Below are 21406 nucleotides of genomic sequence, written 5' to 3'. Positions count from 1 at the left end.
TGAATGATCTGTTTTTTATAGAACGATGTAGGTTATCTCTTAATTTACATCGTTCTTTCTTTTTTGTATGGTTTGTTGTGTCAATCTATATTTTTGAGGGACTTAAAAACGTCGGGATAGATTTCACTAAATGGAATAAAAGTGTTATTTTTGCATCTTGTTCTTAACGGAAATTAATCAAGAAATGATAGAAGATATTAAAAAAGCCTGTCAGGTGATGAATGAAGGAGGAGTGATCCTTTATCCCACCGATACCGTATGGGGTATAGGCTGTGATGCGACTAATGAAGAGGCTGTACGCCGCGTGTATGAGATTAAGAAACGCGCTGACAGCAAGGCTATGCTGGTCTTGGTAGACTCTCCGGTTAAAGTAGATTTTTATGTACAGGATGTGCCTGATGTTGCATGGGATTTGATTGAAGTTGCCGACAAGCCGTTGACGATTATTTATTCCGGAGCACGTAACTTAGCATCGAATTTGCTGGCCGAGGATGGCAGTGTAGGGATTCGGGTGACGAATGAAGATTTTTCCAGACGACTCTGTCAGCAGTTCCGTAAAGCAATCGTTTCTACTTCGGCTAATGTCAGCGGGCAGCCGGGTGCGGCTAATTTTAGTGAAATCAGTGATGAAATCAAATTGGCGGTAGATTATATCGTTGGCTTTCGCCAGGACGATATGAGCCGGCCGAGACCCTCAAGTATTATTAAGTTGGAAAAAGGTGGAGTGATAAAGATAATTCGCGAATAAATGAAGGGAGAAAAACTTAGTTTATTACAGCGTTGCATCAAATGGCGGGAAGCGAATATAAAGGAGAAGCAATTTATCCTGATATTAAGTTTCCTAGTCGGAATTTTCACAGCGTTTGCCGCATTAATATTGAAATTCTTTATCCATCAGATACAGAATTTCCTAACTGATAATTTTAATGCAACGGAAGCTAACTACCTGTATTTGGTATATCCGGTAGTCGGGATTTTTCTTGCAGGTTGGTTTGTTCGTAATATTGTAAAGGATGACATCAGCCATGGAGTCACCAAAATTCTATATGCTATTTCCCGTAGACAGGGACGTATCAAGCGACATAATATCTGGTCTTCTACCATTGCCAGTGCCATCACCATCGGTTTTGGTGGGTCGGTCGGAGCAGAGGCGCCGATTGTACTGACAGGTTCGGCAATCGGTTCCAATTTAGGGAGTGTATTCAAGATGGAGCACCGCACGCTGATGTTGCTCGTCGGCTGTGGCGCGGCAGGTGCGATTGCCGGCATTTTTAAAGCTCCGATTGCGGGATTGGTATTTACATTGGAAGTCTTGATGATCGACCTGACCATGTCCTCTTTACTTCCCCTGCTGATTTCTGCCGTGACAGCGGCAACCGTTTCATATATAATCACCGGTACGGAGGCTATGTTTAAGTTTCATCTGGATCAGGCATTCGAACTGGAACGTATTCCTTTTGTTATCTTACTGGGAATTTTTTGCGGACTGATTTCATTGTACTTTACACGTGCCATGAATTCGGTGGAAGGTGTCTTTGGTAAACTCAACAACCCTTATAAGAAACTGGCTTTCGGTGGTGTGATGTTGAGTATATTGATCTTCCTTTTCCCGCCTCTTTATGGTGAAGGATATGATACCATTAATCTTTTGCTGAATGGAACGTCTGCGGCAGAGTGGGATACGGTCATGAACAATTCTATGTTTTATGGCTATGGCAATTTGCTGCTGGTTTATCTGATGCTGATTATTCTGCTGAAGGTCTTTGCTTCCAGTGCAACGAATGGTGGCGGTGGTTGTGGTGGTATCTTTGCACCTTCGCTTTATCTGGGATGTATCGCCGGGTTTGTCTTTTCTCATTTTAGCAATGACTTTGCTTTCTCCGCTTATTTGCCGGAAAAGAATTTTGCATTGATGGGGATGGCGGGAGTGATGAGTGGCGTTATGCATGCTCCGTTGACAGGGGTGTTCCTGATCGCCGAATTGACAGGGGGATATGACTTATTTCTTCCGTTGATGATTGTATCTGTAAGTTCATATCTGACCATTATAGCTTTCGAACCTCATAGTATCTATTCGATGCGTTTAGCTAAGAAGGGACAGTTGCTTACACACCATAAGGATAAAGCCGTGTTGACGTTGATGAAGATGGAGAATGTGGTGGAGAAAGATTTCGTTGTCGTACATCCGGAAATGGATTTGGGCGAATTAGTGAAAGCAATCGCTGCTTCCCATCGAAATGTCTTCCCGGTGACAGATAAAAAAACAGGTGAATTGTTAGGTATTGTACTTCTTGACGACATTCGTAACATCATGTTCCGGCAAGAACTTTATCACCGTTTCACTGTTAATAAATTAATGACATCTGCCCCTGCCAAGATATTCGATACGGATGGAATGGAACAGGTGATGCAGACGTTTGATGATACGAAAGCCTGGAATCTTCCGGTAGTGGATGAAGAAGGGCGATATCAGGGATTTGTTTCTAAATCGAAGATATTTAATTCATACCGGCAAGTATTGGTACATTTCTCTGAAGACTAACCGACAATCGGCAAGATGCCGGAGCCGGGCTTATGCAGATAACAGGTTTCTATGCAGATTATAAGACGATTATGAAAAAAGAAGATTTAAGAATAGTATATATGGGGACTCCCGATTTTGCGGTAGAGGCCCTGCGTCAATTAGTAGAAGGCGGTTATAATGTAGTGGGTGTGATTACAATGCCCGATAAGCCTGCCGGACGCGGACATAAGATCCAGTATTCTCCTGTAAAGCAATATGCGCTTGAACAAAATTTACCGTTACTTCAACCGGAAAGGTTGAAAGATGAGGTTTTTGTAGAAGCATTGCGTGAATGGAAGGCGGACTTGCAGATTGTAGTTGCTTTTCGTATGTTGCCGGAAGTGGTATGGAATATGCCACGACTGGGTACGTTCAATCTTCATGCTTCTTTGCTTCCTCAATACCGTGGAGCTGCCCCCATTAATTGGGCGGTTATCAATGGTGATACGGAAACAGGAATTACTACTTTCTTTTTGAAACACGAGATAGACACCGGAGAAGTCATTCAGCAAGTACGTGTACCTATTGCAGATACGGATAATGTGGAAGTGGTACATGATAAGTTGATGGTACTGGGAGGAAAACTGGTTCTTGAAACGGTAGACGCTATATTGAATGGAACGGTAAAACCGATTCCTCAAGAAGAAATGGCGGTTGTCGGTGAACTTCGTCCTGCTCCGAAGATCTTTAAAGAAACCTGTCGGATTGACTGGAATCAGCCGGTGAAGAAGATATACGATTTTATCCGTGGATTATCACCTTATCCTGCTGCTTGGAGTGAACTGATTACTTCTGAAGAAGGAGCAGCAGTGGTCGTGAAGATATTTGAAAGCGAGAAGATTAATGAATCACATCAATTAGCTACAGGAACAATTGTGACCGATGGAAAGAAATTCATGAAAGTAGCTGTACCGGATGGATTTGTATCTATTCTTTCTTTACAGCTTCCCGGTAAAAAACGTCTGAAAATAGATGAATTGCTTCGTGGATATCACCTGAAAGATGGTTGTCTGATGAAGTAATTAATCGGATGAGCAGATTAAAACGAGCAAGCCATTAGATTATAAATAGAATAAAACGTCCCGAATAAGTGACGGCTAGAACCTAAAATAAAAGAATTATGAAACCGATTATCGCTCCTTCCATTCTTTCTGCCGATTTTGGATATTTGGCAAAGGATATTGAAATGGTAAACCGCAGTGAAGCGGAGTGGGTACATATTGATATTATGGACGGAGTATTTGTTCCGAACATTTCATTTGGCTTTCCGGTACTGAAATATGTAGCGAAGTTAAGCCAGAAACCGCTGGATGTGCATTTGATGATTGTGAATCCGGAAAAGTTTATTCCGGAGGTAAAAGCGTTGGGCGCTCATACGATGAATGTACATTATGAAGCTTGCCCGCATCTGCATCGGGTGATTCAACAAATCAGAGAAGCCGGGATGCAGCCTGCTGTAACTATCAATCCGGCCACTCCTGTAGCTCTTTTACAAGATATTATCCGGGATGTATATATGGTGCTTATCATGAGCGTGAATCCGGGATTTGGCGGACAGAAGTTTATCGAACATTCAGTAGAAAAAGTTCGTGAACTGCGTGCCCTGATTGAACGGACAGGTTCGAAAGCGCTGATTGAAGTAGACGGTGGGGTGAATCTGGAAACAGGTGCCCGTTTGGTTGAGGCGGGAGCCGATGCGTTAGTGGCTGGTAATGCTGTCTTTGCGGCACCGGATCCGGAAGCGATGATTCGTCAGTTGCACGAACTGTAACTCTTCTGTTGAGTACTTTTTACATCCATCGATATCCCTATATACGCCTGATTATCCCTTGGATAACAGGCGTTTTTTGTGGAGATCATTTTTTTGACCGTTCACGAGAACCTTTTTGGAGTATTCTAACCCTTGGACTTTGTATTGCTTTATTGTTTGTTCTTTATTTCCTGAAACGCCATTCTTTGCGATGGTGTTTTGGATTAGCAGTCTCTATCCTTTGTTTTATAGGAGGATGGCTTGGAATAACTTGGCAATTACAACACGCTGTCTACTCTTTTCCGGAAGAAGAAACAGTGTATCGGGTTTTAATAACGGATGCACCTCAAGCGAAAGAATATACTTACCTCTGTCAGACATTATTAAAGGAACGGCGTGATACTACCGGCACATATCCGATAGAACGTGCTGCAATCCTTTATCTACAGCAAGATTTGGCCGTCACCCGGTTGAATAGTGGAGATGAACTGCTGATTTCTGCCCGTATTTCTCCCCCTCTCAACAATCGCAACTTTGATGAATTTGATTATGCCCGCTTCCTGATGCGGAAAGGAATCAGTGGAACAGGATATGTTGCATCCGGGAAATGGACAAAACAGGACGGAATGAATAACCTTGATCTCAAAACTATAGCCAGCTCTTGCCGAAGAAAGATGATTTCACTTTATCAGAAACTAGGGTTTTCCGGCGATGAACTGGCTGTACTTTCAGCACTGACCATAGGAGACAAAACGGAATTAAGTGATTCGGTTCGTGAGAGTTATTCGGTGGCCGGTGCAAGTCATATTCTAGCTCTATCCGGTTTGCATATCGGGCTTTTATATACATTGCTCTTTTTCATACTGAAACCTATTGCCCGAAGAGGAAATATAGGTAGAGTTATACGTTCTGTTCTTCTTCTTATCCTATTATGGGCTTTTGCCTTTTTCACAGGACTTTCTCCTTCGGTAGTACGCTCGGTCAGTATGTTTTCGATTTTAGCAATGGCAGATATGGTTGGTCGCCAACCGCTATCTTTAAATACATTGGCGGCAGCTGCATGGTTGATGTTATTCTGCAATCCGGCATGGTTGTTTGATGTTGGTTTCCAGCTCTCTTTCCTTGCTGTTGCTTCCATCCTATTGATTCAAAAGCCAATCTATCACCTGATTACGGTGAAAGGTAGAATAGGAAAATATATTTGGGGACTGATAAGTGTGTCTGTTGCTGCACAAATAGGAACGGCTCCGCTTGTCATGTTTTATTTCTCCCGGTTCTCTGTACATTTTCTATTGACGAACTTGGTTGTTATCCCTTTTATTACGATTATCCTGTATGCTGCTGTCATTATGCTTCTTCTGACTCCTCTTTCGTGGCTTCAGATCGTAGTGGCCGAAGGTGTTAAGAAACTATTGGAAGGACTTAATTTCTTCGTCCGATGGGTGGAACAGCTTCCTTACGCTTCTATAGATGGAATCTGGCTTTATCAGTCAGAAATATTGGGTATCTATATCGTTGGCTCTTTGTTAACCTATTATTTCCTGAACCGTCGATACCGGAATTTATTGATTTGTCTTTTTTCTATCTTATTACTAGGGACTTATCATGCAACATTATATTGGCTAGATCGTCCCCGGACAAGCCTGGTCTTTTATAACGTGCGCGGTTGTCCTGCAGTACATTGCATTGAGAGCGATGGACGTTCCTGGATAAACTATGTAGATACTATCCCCAATGAAAAACGTCTGAAACGCATGACTGCTAACTATTGGAAGCATCATCATCTTCTGCCTCCCAAAGAAATAACTGCCGATTGCCGGTATATGGAACTTAACCGTCAGCAGCAGATTATATCCTATCATGGCTGTCATATTTGTGTCATAAATGATAACCATTGGCGGAACAAAACCACTGTTTCTCCGTTATATATTCAGTATCTTTACTTATGCAAAGGGTATGACGGACATCTGGAAGAGCTCACCCGAATCTTTTCTTTCTCTTACGTCATATTGGACGCATCTCTCTCGGAATACCGCAGACACCTCCTTGAAAGCGAATGCAAGCAATCCGGTCTGCGGTTTATCTCGCTATCCGACGAAGGTTCTGTCCGCTTTTTGCTCTAAGTACAAAGATTTATCGTACATTTGCACCTTGATAAAGTATAAGAGTATGTTGACGAAAGTAATTGAACAAGCCAAAATAGACCATTTCACCAAATGGTTTGAACGAGCTGACAAAATAGTAATTGTATCTCATGTTTCTCCTGACGGCGATGCTATCGGTTCTTCACTGGGATTATATCATTTTTTAGATTCACAAGAGAAAACAGTAAACGTAATTGTGCCGAATGCTTTTCCCGATTTTCTGCGGTGGATGCCGGGCAGTAAGGATATCCTGTTGTATGACCGTTACAAAGACTTTGCAGATAAATTGATCGCCGAAGCAGATGTCATCTGTTGCCTCGATTTCAATGCACTGAAGCGTATCGACGATATGGCAGATGCTGTGGCCGCTTCTCCGGCACGTAAAATAATGATCGATCATCATTTGTATCCCGAAGATTTCTGTAAGATAGTAATGTCCTATCCTAAAATATCCTCTACTTCCGAACTGATATTCCGTCTCATCTGCCGTATGGGATATTTCAGTGATATCTCTAAGGAAGGCGCAGAATGTATCTACACAGGGATGATGACAGATACCGGTGGGTTCACCTATAACTCGAACAACCGGGAGATTTATTTTATCATTAGCGAACTCCTTTCTAAAGGAATCGATAAAGATGATATTTATCGTAAGGTGTACAACACCTATTCGGAGAGCCGTCTACGTTTGATGGGATATGTATTATCGAACATGACTGTGTATTCGGAATCTAATTCAGCTCTAATCACCCTGACAAAAGCAGAGCAAAGCAAATTTAACTATATAAAAGGCGATAGCGAAGGCTTTGTTAATATTCCCCTTTCCATTAAAAATGTCTGTTTCTCTTGCTTCTTGAGGGAAGATACCGAGAAACCGATGATTAAAATATCCCTTCGTTCAGTAGGAACATTCCCATGCAATCAGTTAGCTGCCGAATTCTTCCATGGAGGAGGCCACTTGAATGCTTCGGGCGGTGAATTTTTCGGAACGATGGAAGAGGCAAAAGCGGTCTTTGAGAAAGCGCTTGAGAAATATAAACCTTTACTAACAGCGAAAAGCTAAAGATGGAAGGTTAAAAGTGAATATGGAAAGGTTAAAAGATACGAACTTTCAACTTCCCCCTTTCAACTTTTAATGATTTTGAGATACATTTGTGCGGAATATAGCTAAATAACAGATAATGAAGAAACTTGTATTTTTATTTCTCTCTTTGTTAACCGCCGGAAGTCTGTTCCAGGCATGCGACAATTCGAAGACTTATGCAGAAATGCTGGAAGACGAGAAAAATGCGGTGAATAAGTTCATCAAAGATAATGATATCCGTGTCATTTCACTGGAAGAGTTTGAACGGGATACTATTACAGCTTCTAAAGAAGCGGGGAATGGATATGACGAATACGTTGCTTTCTCCAATGGCGTATATATGCAGATCGTAGATCGGGGAGGAAAAGAGGATAAGGATGGAGTTGAAGTTATTAATGAGGTAGATACTTTTGCTAACAATAATGTCATTTGCACCCGCTATGTAGAACAGGATATGATGACAGGAGATACTACATGTTTCAATGTTCCTTTGGAAAAATGGATGGATATCTCTGAATATTATAAGTCTCCATTAACATTCCGTTATGTGCAAAACACATCTACTGTTTATGGAATCGTTTTATCTGGTGATTTTGATTATGACTATTTGTGGACAGTTGCTAATGGTTATGGAACTGCAATTCCATCTGGATGGCTGATTGCCTTACCTTATTTGCGTAATAATGCACATGTACGCCTGATTGTACCTTCTAAGATGGGACATACAACTGCACAACAATATGTCAATCCTTATTTCTATGATATCCGGAAGTTTGAGAAAGCAAAAAGCTAGACCACTAACATTAAATAAATCAAATCTTTAAGTAAAGAACCTATGACTCTAATCAAATCTATCTCTGGAATCCGCGGAACTATCGGCGGAGGAGCGGGAGAAGGACTAAACCCGCTTGACATTGTAAAATTTACCTCGGCTTATGCTACTTTGATTCGTAGAACCTGCAAGGCAAAGAGTAATAAGATTGTTGTGGGACGTGATGCCCGCATTTCCGGTGAAATGGTAAAAAACGTAGTAGTCGGCACATTGATGGGAATGGGCTGGGATGTAGTAGACATTGATCTTGCTTCTACCCCGACCACAGAACTTGCTGTAACAATGGAAGGCGCCTGTGGCGGTATTATCCTGACAGCTTCTCATAACCCGAAACAGTGGAATGCACTGAAATTGCTGAATGAACATGGTGAATTTCTGAATGCAGCCGAAGGTAACGAAGTACTTCGTATTGCTGAAGCTGAAGAATTTGACTATGCCGATGTCGACCATCTGGGATCTTACCGCAAAGACCTGACTTATAATCAGAAACATATCGACAGTGTATTGGCTCTCGACCTGGTAGATGTAGAAGCTATCAAGAAAGCCAATTTCCGTGTAGCGATTGACTGTGTGAACTCTGTAGGCGGTATCATTCTCCCTGAACTTCTTGAACGTTTGGGTGTGAAACATGTAGAAAAACTCTACTGTGAACCTACCGGAAACTTCCAACACAACCCTGAACCGCTTGAAAAGAACCTCGGTGACATCATGAACCTGATGAAAGGGGGTAAAGCGGATGTAGCATTCGTTGTAGATCCGGACGTTGACCGTTTGGCAATGATTTGCGAAAATGGTGTAATGTACGGTGAGGAATATACACTGGTTACTGTGGCTGACTATGTACTGAAACATACTCCGGGTAATACAGTTTCCAATTTGAGCTCTACCCGTGCCCTGCGTGACGTAACCCGTAAATATGGTATGGAATACAGTGCTTCTGCAGTAGGCGAAGTAAACGTTGTAACGAAGATGAAAGCAACCAATGCCGTTATCGGTGGTGAAGGAAATGGTGGAGTGATCTATCCTGCCAGCCACTATGGCCGTGATGCATTGGTAGGTATTGCTTTATTCCTTAGCCATCTGGCTCATGAAGGAAAGAAAGTTAGCGAGCTTCGTGCCACTTATCCTCCTTACTTCATAGCTAAGAACCGTGTCGACCTGACTCCGGAAATCGATGTAGATGCTATTCTTGCAAAAGTAAAGGAAATCTATAAGAATGAAGAAATCAACGATATCGACGGTGTGAAGATTGACTTTGCCGACAAATGGGTACATTTGCGTAAAAGTAATACAGAACCGATCATCCGCGTATATAGCGAAGCGTCTACCATGGAAGCTGCCGAAGAAATCGGTCAGAAAATTATGGATGTAATTAATGAATTAGCAAAATAATATCCTGTAGAATAGGATCTTGTTTATAACATTGGAGTCTCGTATATCATAAAGATAGCTGAATGAGCTGTCTCACATGATATACGAGACTTTTTTATTAGGATGATATCCAACTGAATAATAGTTATTTTTCTCCTTGAGTATTAACAATAAAGTTTCTTTAGATTAAGTCTAAACTTCCTTTTGTCCAATAGTAAACTTCTCTTTTATTATTTACAAACTTAAAATGCAAGCTTCATTTTTATAAATGCAAGCTTTGTTTTTAAAAACGGAACCTTTGTTTTTATAAATGAAGGTTGCATTTATAGATTGGAAGGGATGAAAAGCAACTTTACTGTTAATAAAAAGAAAGTTTGGACTTAATTAAGAGCAACTTTTCTATTAATAGATTGCATGAGAAGTAAGCAGTATTGAGAAGAAGTAATCAATATAGCTTACTTCTCTGCTTCGTTAGAATAGATATGACACAAGAATATCGATTGATATACAAAGCTTTATAGGTCTTATATCAATGATAAACAAACGGCTTGGATATGTAGATTTGATATATGAAAAGCACAATTAAAGAAAAATTGTAGTATATTTGTACTGTCCTTTAGGACGTTTTTATTATAAGGAAGCGTTTAGTGCTTTTTCTCAAGTGCGAATCTGGACAATTCGAGCTGTGTTGAGGAAATAAACAAAACGTTCTCCCTTTGGTTTGTATGCTGCACTTAGGTGCTGATATACAGTCAAGGGCGTGAGCTGTTTTTGCTTATATTCAACACAGAGGTAGTCCAGAACCTGCACTTGGATATAAGTTTAGCGGTCTCACGCTTCTTTTGTATATACACTTCTGTTGAGACTAGGAAGGAACTAACAAATCAAAGAGCATGCAAACAGTACAAGTATTACTAGTAATGTTGCTAATGTCCGTAACAGTATCAGCAAGAGACCTAACAGGTTTTGAACAGCTTATTGATAAACGTACGACATGAAAATAAAGCTGATTGCATTATTTATAATGATGAGTTCATTGGCTGCTGTAGCTGATAATGATACTTATTTCTTCTCGAAAGTAGACTATCAGCAGGGGCTATCCAATAGTGCAGTACTTTGTCTTTTTCAAGATAATGTAGGACTGATGTGGTTTGGCACGTATGATGGGGTGAACTGTTGGGATGGAAAGACGATGGAGGTGTTTCGTTCTGATTTTTCTGAAAGCAAAACGTTAAGTAACAACGTAATCCATTCTATTTCGCAGGCTGATAGCAGCTGTTTATGGATTTCTACTCATTTAGGAGTAAACCGCTTTTCACAAAAGACAAGACAGGTGGTAGGTAACTACGATTTTTCAGGTGATTATTATGTCCATTCCAATAATCAGGGAAATACATGGATTCTTGCCGGTGATGGGATTTACTATTATAATACGAAGCATCAAAGTTTTATCCGGGCGCAGACTTCAGCTCTACCTATGGATAATATGGAACAGCGTGCATTTGTGACTGATGATGGAGTTCTTTGGCTGTTTCCTCTTCATACAGGACAGATTCAAAATTATTCTTTGAATGCTTTTGATGCGGATAGCCTATCAGTTAAGTTGTCTGTCTCAACAAACAAGTTTCATTCGAAAGCCATTGAAGATATATTCTATCAGAACGGTATTTTTTGCTTTATAGATTGCGACAAGGATTTGTATATGTATGATATCTCCCGTAAGTCTAAAATTTATATCCGTAACCTTTCATCGCTAGTACAAAAATATGGGGTGATAAAGGGAATCGTTCCCTTTTATGAAGATATTGTTATTGGATTTCGTGCCAATGGACTGATTCGGTTGCGTACCTCCAAGAAATATGAAGAAGAAGTGGTTAATCGTAATATCCGTATCTATGGGATTTACCGGGAACCGCGCCAAGGGCTACTTTGGATTGCGTCGGACGGACAAGGGGCGGTGATGTATGCTAAGAAATATTCGATAGCTACGAATTTGATGCTCAACCGTATGTCGACCAATTTGAGCAGGCAGGTACGTTCGGTAATGACTGATAAATACGGAGGACTATGGTTCGGAACAAAAGGAGATGGACTTTTGCATATACCTGATTACCATCAGGCAACGGGAAACACCTCTCTGGAAGCTACGGTTTATTCCCCTGGCAAAAAGCAGGTGGTATCATCATATATAAAATGGAATCAAGAGTTTCATGCCTATAAGCTGGTTCAGAGTCGTTATATGGATGGTTTCTGGATTGGGGCGGGAGATCCCGGTTTGTTCTATTATTCGTTCAGGGATGATGCTGTGCATCCGGTGGAATATTCTTCCGGTGACCAACCTGCTATTGAAATACATGATATTTATGAAGAAAGTGATAGTGTATTATATGCTGTAACTGCAGGAGTCGGTTTCTATAAGATGGTGCTTGAGAAAAAAGCAGGGCAGATTAGTATTCATCGACAGAAACGATATCGTTTTTTTCATGAACAACAGGAAATCACGATGTTTTATCCTATGTTGGCGGAAGGTGATTCTGTCTTATGGTTGGGAAGCCGTGAAAAAGGACTTGTGCGTTTTGATAAGCGAACGGAAGAATATCAGGTTATTTCTCTGAAAGAGATGCTCCGCAAGTCAGTGGATGATATATTGAGCTTGTATCGTACCCAAGACGGTAAAATGTATGTAGGAACTACTTCCGGTTTAGTCTGCCTCACCTTTCATGAGAAGAAGATAGAAGCAGCTTATATCGGTAGGGAACAAGGGCTGCTTAATGATATGATACACGGTGTACTGGAGGATGGTAATGGTTTTCTGTGGTTAGGAACCAATCGTGGGCTTATCAAATATAATCCTCAAAATGGCTCGTCACATGATTATTATTACAGTGCCGGTGTACAGATAGGGGAGTTCAGTGATGATGCTTATTACCAATGTCCCTATACGGGTAGTCTTTTCTTTGGAGGAGTTGATGGATTGTTGTATTTGGACCGTAAGGTGGCAGCTGCTCCGGAATTCAATCCGGATATTCTGCTACGTCGATTATGGATTGGACGGACGGCAGTAAATTTAGGTGATTATTATGCAGCCGATGAAAAAAGCTTGCAACTGGAAGGGGCAGTAGTCTCTTTCTCTCTTTCTTTTGCCGTCCCTGATTATTTGACCGGAGAAGAGGTAGAGTATTCTTTTATTCTGGAAGGGTATGATAAACAGTGGACTTCGTTTAGTAGTCTCAATGAGGCATCCTATACCGGCGTACCTTCAGGGGATTACATTTTTAAAGTTCGCTATAAAAAAGATGTGTTCGATACGGAATATAAATTCTTTTCCATTCCTATACATATTCTTCCACCCTGGTATCAGTCGATGTGGGCTTATGTCTTTTATATTTTGTTAGGGCTGCTCTTTGTGATTTATTTGCTTCATTTACTTCGCAAGTATATTCTTCACGAGCAAATACTAAAACGGCTACTTACTACAGAAAGTAATAAAGAGGTATCGGAAAGTGGTAGTTATAATCGTGATTTATTAGATCGCTTCACTCTCATTTATCATGCTTGCGATCAGTTGCGTGCAGAAAATGTTTCTTATAATCAACGTTGTGAACAGGTAGAATTAATACGTGAGACTGCGATGAATGCTCTTTTCCGTCCGGAGACTCTCTATTCTGAAAAACTGAAGCATTTTTATCCTATCACTTTTGTTTTGTCTGCTCGTATGTGTATGCAAGAGTTGTCTGTAGAAGTACTTCGTGCACTGGAAGCAGAAGGTGTAAATACTACTCCGGTACTATCCTCTATTCCTGAAAGCTTTACCTTCCCTGTTTATAAAAATGCTTTGCGTTGCATCCTTTATTATTGTTACCAGTTTGTTTGTCAAAGAACCTCTTCCGAAGTTGTGGTAAGTGCACAAGAAGAAGATAACAAGATGTTGTTGGTAATGTCCGGTGAGGAGGATATGCTCAAAAAGTTACGGGATCAACTGACCGGAGCTTCCTGCCTTGTATGTGATAAAAAAGATGTCGACGAGTCTTTTGGTGTTCAATTAATACTTTGCTTTGTGCAATCAGCCTTAGAGCAACTTCATACCGCTATCCAATATGTGGAATCTGAAGATGGCAGACATCGCCTGATGTTTACTTTTGAACCTGCTATATTAATTGAAGGCCAGTCGAATGAGAAAAAGACCATTCTTCTATTGGAAGATCGTGAAGAGATGGTCTGGCTAATAACGGGATTGCTTTCTGAAGAATATTCGATACGTTCGGTGAAAAGTGTACAGGTCGCATTTGATGAAATTCGCAATTTGACTCCTGCAGTTTTTTTAGTCGATATGGCTATGTATACCAAAGAGGAGAGCACATTTATGGAATATGTGGGTAAAAATCGTTCTGTATTATCGAAGACTGCCTTTATTCCTTTGTTGACATGGAAGGCGAGTTCAGTTATTCAACGTGAACTGATTAAATGGTCTGATTCCTATATTGTGCTGCCCTATGATATTCTATTCTTGAAAGAAGATATTCATAAAGCTATCTATGGTAAGCGAGAAGCCAAACAGATTTATTTGGAAGATCTGGGTGAACTGGCGGGACAAATCGTTTGTACCACAACAGAGCAGGTGGATTTTGTTCGTAAATTGTTGCAAGTGATTGAGCATAATCTTGAAGAGGAAGAACTGGGATCGACATTAATAGCTGATCGCATGGCAATGAGTCCACGCCAGTTCTATCGAAAATTTAAAGAAATTTCTCCCATTGCTCCCGGCGATTTGATTAAAAACTATCGAATGGAGAAAGCAGCACGTCTTTTGAGAGAGGAAGATATTTCTATTCAAGACGTAATTGCTGATGTGGGAATTGCCAGCCGTTCTTATTTTTATAAAGAGTTTGCCCGGAAATACGGTATGACACCAAAGGATTACCGTGAACAGCGGAAAAATATATAATTCTTACTTGTGCTTTGTGTTGTGCTCTCGTTGTACTGTTTATGCGAAAACTTATTGATTTCTAGTGCTATATAATGTGCTCTCATTGCACTTGTTGTGTCCTTGTCTGCCAACTGATTTTTGCCTGTTTTTTGTCACTACAGAGGATTAATAATAACCGGAAACGGGTTTAATTTGCTTCCGTTAACAAGAAATTAAACATGTTTGATAACCTTATTATTAATCAAAAAAACAAGTAACATGAATTTGTTTGGAATGGAAAAACATCACACGAAATCGTTGTGGCTATTGGCAATCTTAATAGCGTTTAGTACAACGATGTGTGCACAGGGCACTTCGGTTACAGGACGTGTCTCTGACGAAAAAGGAGAGTTGCTCATAGGAGTGAGTGTTCAGGAAAAAGGTACTACCAATGGCACTATTACTGATACTAATGGGCAGTATAATCTCAAGTTATCTTCTAAAAATCCTATTTTGGTGGTTTCTTATATAGGATATAAGCCTCAGGAAGTAAGGGTTGCTAAGCAGAAAGTGCTTGATGTAATTTTAGTAGAAGATGTGTCTTCTTTAGATGAGGTAGTAGTGGTGGCTTATGGACATCAGCGTAAGGTATCAGTAGTTGGAGCGCAGTCTTCGATGAAGATAGAGGACATAAAGATGCCGACCGCCAATTTATCTTCTGCCATTGCCGGTCGTTTGCCGGGTGTAGTGGCTGTACAACGTACAGGAGAGCCGGGACACGATGATTCGGATCTCTGGATTCGCGGTATTTCTACACTGGCCGGACAGAACTCTAAACCGCTGGTATTGGTGGATGGTGTGGAGCGTAGTTTTAACAATATCGATCCTGAAGACATCGAATCATTCACAGTATTAAAAGATGCTTCCGCTACAGCTGTGTATGGAGTGCGCGGTGCTAATGGTGTGATTTTGATTAAGACTAAACCAGGAAAAGTAGGTAAGCCGCAGTTTTCTGTCGACTACTATGAAGGCTTTGTGACATTGACCAAGAAACCGGAAATGGCGGATGCTTTTACCTATATGGATGCTGCCAACGAAGCTTATATGGATACTAAAGGTAGCATGCTATATTCTCCACAATATATTGAGGCAACAAAGAAAGCTCACGGCTTACTACCGAATGACAACCCGTTAATGTTCAATCCTTATCTATATCCAAATGTGAATTGGATGGACGAATTGTTTAATGACTGGGGACACAATCGCCGTGTAAATGTCAGTGTACGTGGTGGTGTGCCTAATGCCACATACTACGTTTCATTAAGCTATTATAATGAAAAAGGTCTGACACGTACTGCCGAAATGGAAAATTACGATGCTAATATACGTTACGACCGCTACAATTATACGGCTAATTTGAACTTGAAGCCGACGGAAACAACTACTATCGATTTGGGCTTCAACGGCTTTCTTTCAATGGGTAACTATCCTCAACAGTCTACCAGTGACTTGTTTGCGTCAGCTATGGAAATCAATCCGGTGTATTTGCCGTTGATGATGCCTGATGGTTCCGTACCGGGTATCTCTACCAATGGTGATCTTCGTAATCCGTATGCTGATTTGACTCGTCGCGGTTATAAGAATGAATCAAGAAACCAGTTGAACTCTAACATTCGTTTGACACAAGATCTTGGCTTCTGGAAATGGAGCAAAGGATTTACTGTTTCTGCAATGTTGGCTTTCGACGTGCATAACAGTCGCGACCTGAAGTATAACAAACGTGAAGATACATATAACTTTGCCGGAACCAAAGATGAAAACGGTTTATGGAATGACGATGTGTTTGATGAAAACGGTGACTATCGTTATGCGTTGACATATACGGGGCATAAAGATTTGGCCTTCGACCAAAGTGCATCTGATTCCAGAAGTACCTATTTTGAGGCTTCTTTAAATTATGACCGTTCTTTTGGTTTGCATCGTATAGGCGGACTCTTGCTATATAATCAGAAAATTTATCGTTCAAGTTCCGATAATTTGGTAGGCTCTTTACCTTATAAACAACAAGGTTTGGCTGCCCGTGTCACTTATTCCTGGAATGACCGCTACTTCTTCGAAGCAAATGCCGGATACAATGGTTCCGAGAATTTCAGTCCCGATAAACGTTTCGGTTTCTTCCCCGCATTCGGTATTGGTTGGGCTGTCTCTAACGAATCTTGGTGGACACCTTTGCAAGATGTTGTTTCTTACTTTAAGGTACGCTATACGGATGGTTTGGTTGGTACGGATGCTGTAACAGGACGTCGTTTTATGTACCTCGATCAGATGGCTAGTGTAGATGGTTATCGTTTTGGCGATCAGAATAATAGTGTTGGTGGTTGGGGATTCAGTAAATATGGAGCCAATGTAGGTTGGTCTACTTCCCGTAAACAAGATTTGGGTGTTGATTTAAAATTCTTCAAAGACAATCTTTCATTGACATTTGATGTCTTTAAAGAACATCGTAAGGACATCTTTATTACCCGGCGTGTTATTCCTGATTATTCAGGATTTGTAGAAATGCCTTATGCCAATCTGGGTGTAGTAGACAATAAAGGATTTGAAGCTACATTAGAATATACCCAACAACTCGGCAAACAATGTTTCTTGACTGTTCGCGGAAATTTCTCATGGAATGAAGATAAAATCATTGAGAACGACGATCCTCGCGTACAGTATCCATGGATGGAAAAGAGAGGAACGAACGTAAATGGACGTTGGGGGTGGATTGCTGAAGGATTGTTTACCAGCGAAGAAGAAATTATGGATCATGCCAAGCAGTTTGGCGAAGGACATCCGGGACAGATTTCGAAAGTGGGTGATATTAAATATAAAGATTTAAACGGTGATGGAGTGATTGACGATTACGACCAATGTTTGATAGGCCAAGGGGATGTGCCTAAGATTTATTATGGCTTTGGTGCAGACTTACAACTGGGTGATTTCTCTATTGGTGCACTCTTTGCCGGAAACGCCAAGGTGGATCGTTGTTTGAGCGGCAATGCCATTTATCCTTTTAACGATGGTTCGGGCATTACCAACTTGTTTGCAAACATTACCGACAGATGGTCTGCTGACGATCCGACCAATCAAGATGTATTTTATCCGCGTCTGCATCATGGAAACAATGCTAATCAGAATAATATGAAAACTAGTACATGGTGGCAGAAAGATGTCAGCTTTCTGCGTCTGAAACAGTTGACAATCGCTTACCAACTTCCAAAGAAATTGATTAACAGGTCATTCTTGAAGAGTGCGCGTATTTATTTGATGGGAACTAATTTGCTGACATTCTCTAAGTTTAAGATGTGGGATCCGGAATTGAATACCAATAATGGTACATCTTATCCGAATGTACGCACATATTCAGTGGGTGTGAATGTGAGTTTTTAAATAATAATTAGTTAGCAAGGATATGAAAAATATATTTAAGATAGGAACTTTGGCACTGTCTTTGGCAGTCGGACTTAGTTCGTGCAATGACTTTTTTGATGCAATCCCCGGTCAACAATATGATTTGGAGGATACGTTTACCAATCGCTCGAAAACGGAACAGTTTTTGAACAATGTGTATAATTATGTGCCCGATGAAACGCTTGAACGTAATGCAAAAAATACCATGTCAGGAATTTGGACGACCGGTTCGTTAGAATGTAAACTTTCATGGGACGGAAACAATGGTAGCGAGTGGGCTTCAGGAGCTACTTATGCAGGTTCTTCATGGATTAACTTCTGGTACATCGAGTACTACAAAGGTATTTCTCGCGCCAGTACGTTTATAATGAACGTAGATCGTTGTCTGGAAGCTTCGGCTGCACAACGCAAACAATGGAAGGCGCAAGCCAGAGCGTTGCGTGCTTTCTATTATTTCATGATTTTCCGCTCTTATGGTCCGTTTGTGATTTTGGGAGAAGAGCCTATACCATTGGATATTTCAACGAGTGAACTATTGAAGGAACGTAACTCGGTAGACGAGTGTGTGGATTTCATGGTAAAGGAATTTGATGATGCGGCAAATGATCTTCCTGACAGATATGATGGTTCTAATTTGGGACGTATAGACAGAGCTACTTGTAAAGCTTTTAAGGCAAAAATGTTATTGTATGCAGCGAGTCCATTGTTTAATTGCAATACAGACTATGCCGGTATAGTTAACCCGGAAAGTGGCAAACAACTTTTCCCGCAAGATAAATCACAGGAAAAGGTGAAGTGGGAGACGGCACGTGACGCTTATAAGGCATTTTTTGATGAATATGGAAATACTTTCTCTTTGTATACGGAAAAAACATCAGATGGAAAGACAGATTTCTATGAATCTTATAGAAAGGCAACATCGGGGGTACTTTATGGTGCTGAGAATAAGGAACAGATCTTTATACGGTTGGCCGACCATGATTATCGTGCTTACGAAACTACACCTTACCATAAGGGCTATGATGATAACAATGGTGCTTTGAGAGGTGGTTTGGGATTTGGTGTACCTCAAGAGATGGTGGACTTGTACTTTATGAAAGATGGTCGTAGAATTGTGGAGGACCAGAACTATGAAGAGTATGAAGGTGTGCCCTCCAGTGGATATCTGGGTTGGTCTACGGATTACAAAGATGCTGTAGTTAATTCCAGAACTTATTTCAAAGCCAATTCAAATAAAACATTAAAACAATGGGCTGATCGTGAGTCGCGTTTCTATGCAAATATCACGTTTAACGGTTCTACTTGGTTGAAGACAGATACTCCACGTGGAGAGGTGACAACGGAGCTAACTTTTAACGGTAATTCTGGTTATGCAAATGCTAACTGGGATGCTCCTTATACAGGTTATGGTATGCGTAAAATGGCACCGAAAGAAGGACGTAATGGAGCTAACAGACATTGTGCTACTTTACTTCGTTTGGCCGATATGTATTTGGGATATGCTGAAACATTGAGTGCATGTGACCAACGTGGTGAAGCCATTAAATATGTGAATAAGATACGTGCTCGTGCCGGTATCCCGGGGTATGGTGTGGCAGGTACGACAGATGATAATGGATTTGCATGTATTCCTTATGAAGACACACGTGATGAAGTGGATAAACGTATCCGTCGTGAACGTTTGATTGAGCTGATGTTTGAATGGAATCATTTCTTTGATGTACGTCGTTGGAAAGTCGCCAATATGGCTGTAGGTGATGACTGGATTTATCCTAATTATCACAGAGGAGGAGAAGGTGGAGCAATTCATGGTATGGCATTCCGTTCAGATGCTCCTGCATTCTTCGAGAAAGTAGTGGTGGAAACACGTACGTTCTTACCTAAACATTACCTCTTCCCGATTCCGGACGAAGACGTGCGTCGTAATCCGAAAATGGTACAAAATCTAGGATGGACAACGGAGTAATATACTCCGTTAGCCAATCCATGAATAATTTTAGAATTTAATGAGAAGAAAACAATGAAGATACCTCAAATAAGATTTAACGATACGAACCTAGTGAAGAGATTCTTTTTTCTCTTTGTCTTATTTATTCCTGTTTATTTTGCAGGCTGTTCATCTGACGACGATGAAGGAGGCAATGGAGGAGAAGATCCGAACGGAAGTGCCCCGGCTTCTTATGTGCTTGGTTCGGGAAATACGAATATGCCATCTAGTGGTACAATTATTGCCGAATATGCGGATGCTCCTGCCGGTTCGGAGATTAAGAGCCTGGTAGATGATAATGCTGATACGAAGTATGTCACTTATCACAGCAGTTTCCATATCACTTGGAACGGAAACAGTAGCAAGGCCGTGACTGCATATTCCCTGACATCTGCTGCCGACACCCCTGAAATGGATCCGAAAACATGGACTCTTTACGGATCGAATGACAATGCGACGTGGACGAAATTAGATGTACAGACTAACCAAATTTTTGCAGCGAGAAAAGAAGAAAAAAACTATGAGGTAGATAATGCAACTGCCTATCGTTATTACCAACTTTCTGTTGAAGCAAACAATGGTGGTACTGCCACGCAAATAGCCGAATGGAAATTGGTGGCTATGCGTTCATATACAGAAAATATCAACGACTTGATTTCCAGCAAAGGATCCAGTTCATTTAGTGCTATCACTCCAATGGGTAAACAACATGAAAATGATTTGGAGGCTACGGCAGCAGACTTGAAATGGCTTGCTGATCCTGCGGAAGAGCCGGAACCATTTGGAGACAACGGGACGAAGATGGCTTGGAATACATTCAATGTAGTATCGCTCTATCCGAATGGAAGTCCCGCTTTATCTGATGTAAATCAACGTTGGGTAGGTGACTGTTGCGCATGTGCAGTATTTGCTTCGATGGCTTATCTCTATCCTCGCTTCATTAAGCACATTATTAAGGATAATAAGGATAAAACATACACGGTTACTATGTATGATCCGACAGGAAAGCAAATTCCTGTGGGTGTAGGTGGAGATTATTTTATCGGTAACAGTGGTGATTTAGGTGCATTAGGCGGTAGAAATAAGGAAGTTACTTGGGCTACAATCCTTGAGAAGGCGATGATGAAGTGGCGTCAGGTTTATCTGGGTAGTTCTAATGTCGGAGGTATCGGTACGGAATATGTATCTGCCATCTTTACCGGCAATGGAGAAAGTGTAGGTTTTGGTGCAGGTGCATTAATTGCTGAAGACTTGCAACGTGCTGGAGGGGGGTCGCTTACTCAAGGTCGAGTGGTTATTGGTGGTTTTACAAGAAG

At 41.0% G+C, this 21406-nt stretch carries 12 protein-coding genes; all 12 read left to right on the top strand.

Annotated features, from left to right (window positions below):
* The first annotated feature begins 184 nt into the window (after positions 1 to 184).
* Entirely contained in the window at positions 185 to 748 is a 564-nt protein-coding gene (locus ACT8YW_RS01460) for an L-threonylcarbamoyladenylate synthase (protein ID WP_032848669.1), read from the top strand.
* Complete coding sequence (locus tag ACT8YW_RS01455; protein ID WP_004297305.1) at positions 749 to 2542, top strand: chloride channel protein; 1794 nt, start codon at positions 749 to 751, stop codon at positions 2540 to 2542.
* Between the two features lie 71 nt (positions 2543 to 2613).
* Complete coding sequence (gene fmt, locus ACT8YW_RS01450) at positions 2614 to 3585, top strand: methionyl-tRNA formyltransferase (RefSeq protein WP_444103742.1); 972 nt, start codon at positions 2614 to 2616, stop codon at positions 3583 to 3585.
* A 98-nt stretch (positions 3586 to 3683) separates the two neighbouring features.
* On the top strand, positions 3684 to 4334 hold the full coding sequence (rpe, locus tag ACT8YW_RS01445; protein ID WP_004297307.1) for a ribulose-phosphate 3-epimerase: 651 nt from the start codon (positions 3684 to 3686) through the stop codon (positions 4332 to 4334).
* Positions 4335 to 4342: 8 nt separating this feature from the next.
* The gene (locus tag ACT8YW_RS01440; protein WP_444103741.1) at positions 4343 to 6436 is read left to right on the top strand and encodes a ComEC/Rec2 family competence protein; all 2094 of its coding nucleotides are present in this window, start codon (positions 4343 to 4345) and stop codon (positions 6434 to 6436) included.
* Between the two features lie 46 nt (positions 6437 to 6482).
* Positions 6483 to 7520, top strand: a complete 1038-nt coding sequence (locus ACT8YW_RS01435; RefSeq protein WP_004297310.1) for a DHH family phosphoesterase — start codon at positions 6483 to 6485, stop codon at positions 7518 to 7520.
* A 118-nt stretch (positions 7521 to 7638) separates the two neighbouring features.
* Entirely contained in the window at positions 7639 to 8334 is a 696-nt protein-coding gene (locus ACT8YW_RS01430) for a DUF4827 domain-containing protein (RefSeq protein ID WP_009000313.1), read from the top strand.
* Positions 8335 to 8376: 42 nt separating this feature from the next.
* Positions 8377 to 9765 carry a phosphoglucosamine mutase gene (gene glmM, locus ACT8YW_RS01425; RefSeq protein ID WP_004305440.1) on the top strand — a complete coding sequence of 463 codons (1389 nt, stop codon included), beginning with the start codon at positions 8377 to 8379 and terminating at the stop codon, positions 9763 to 9765.
* 973 nt (positions 9766 to 10738) lie between these two features.
* Positions 10739 to 14689, top strand: a complete 3951-nt coding sequence (locus ACT8YW_RS01420) for an AraC family transcriptional regulator (RefSeq protein ID WP_444103740.1) — start codon at positions 10739 to 10741, stop codon at positions 14687 to 14689.
* 240 nt (positions 14690 to 14929) lie between these two features.
* Positions 14930 to 18082: a SusC/RagA family TonB-linked outer membrane protein gene (locus tag ACT8YW_RS01415; RefSeq protein ID WP_444103739.1), complete on the top strand. Its 3153-nt coding sequence runs from the start codon at positions 14930 to 14932 to the stop codon at positions 18080 to 18082.
* 22 nt (positions 18083 to 18104) lie between these two features.
* On the top strand, positions 18105 to 20069 hold the full coding sequence (locus ACT8YW_RS01410; protein WP_444103738.1) for a RagB/SusD family nutrient uptake outer membrane protein: 1965 nt from the start codon (positions 18105 to 18107) through the stop codon (positions 20067 to 20069).
* 93 nt (positions 20070 to 20162) lie between these two features.
* A partial coding sequence (locus tag ACT8YW_RS01405) for a C2 family cysteine protease (protein WP_444103737.1) occupies positions 20163 to 21406 on the top strand: 1244 nt, incomplete at its 3' end.

Source organism: Bacteroides sp., assembly GCF_052357945.1.
Taxonomy (GTDB): Bacteria; Bacteroidota; Bacteroidia; order Bacteroidales; family Bacteroidaceae; genus Bacteroides.
This window is presented reverse-complemented; position numbering and strand designations above follow the sequence as displayed.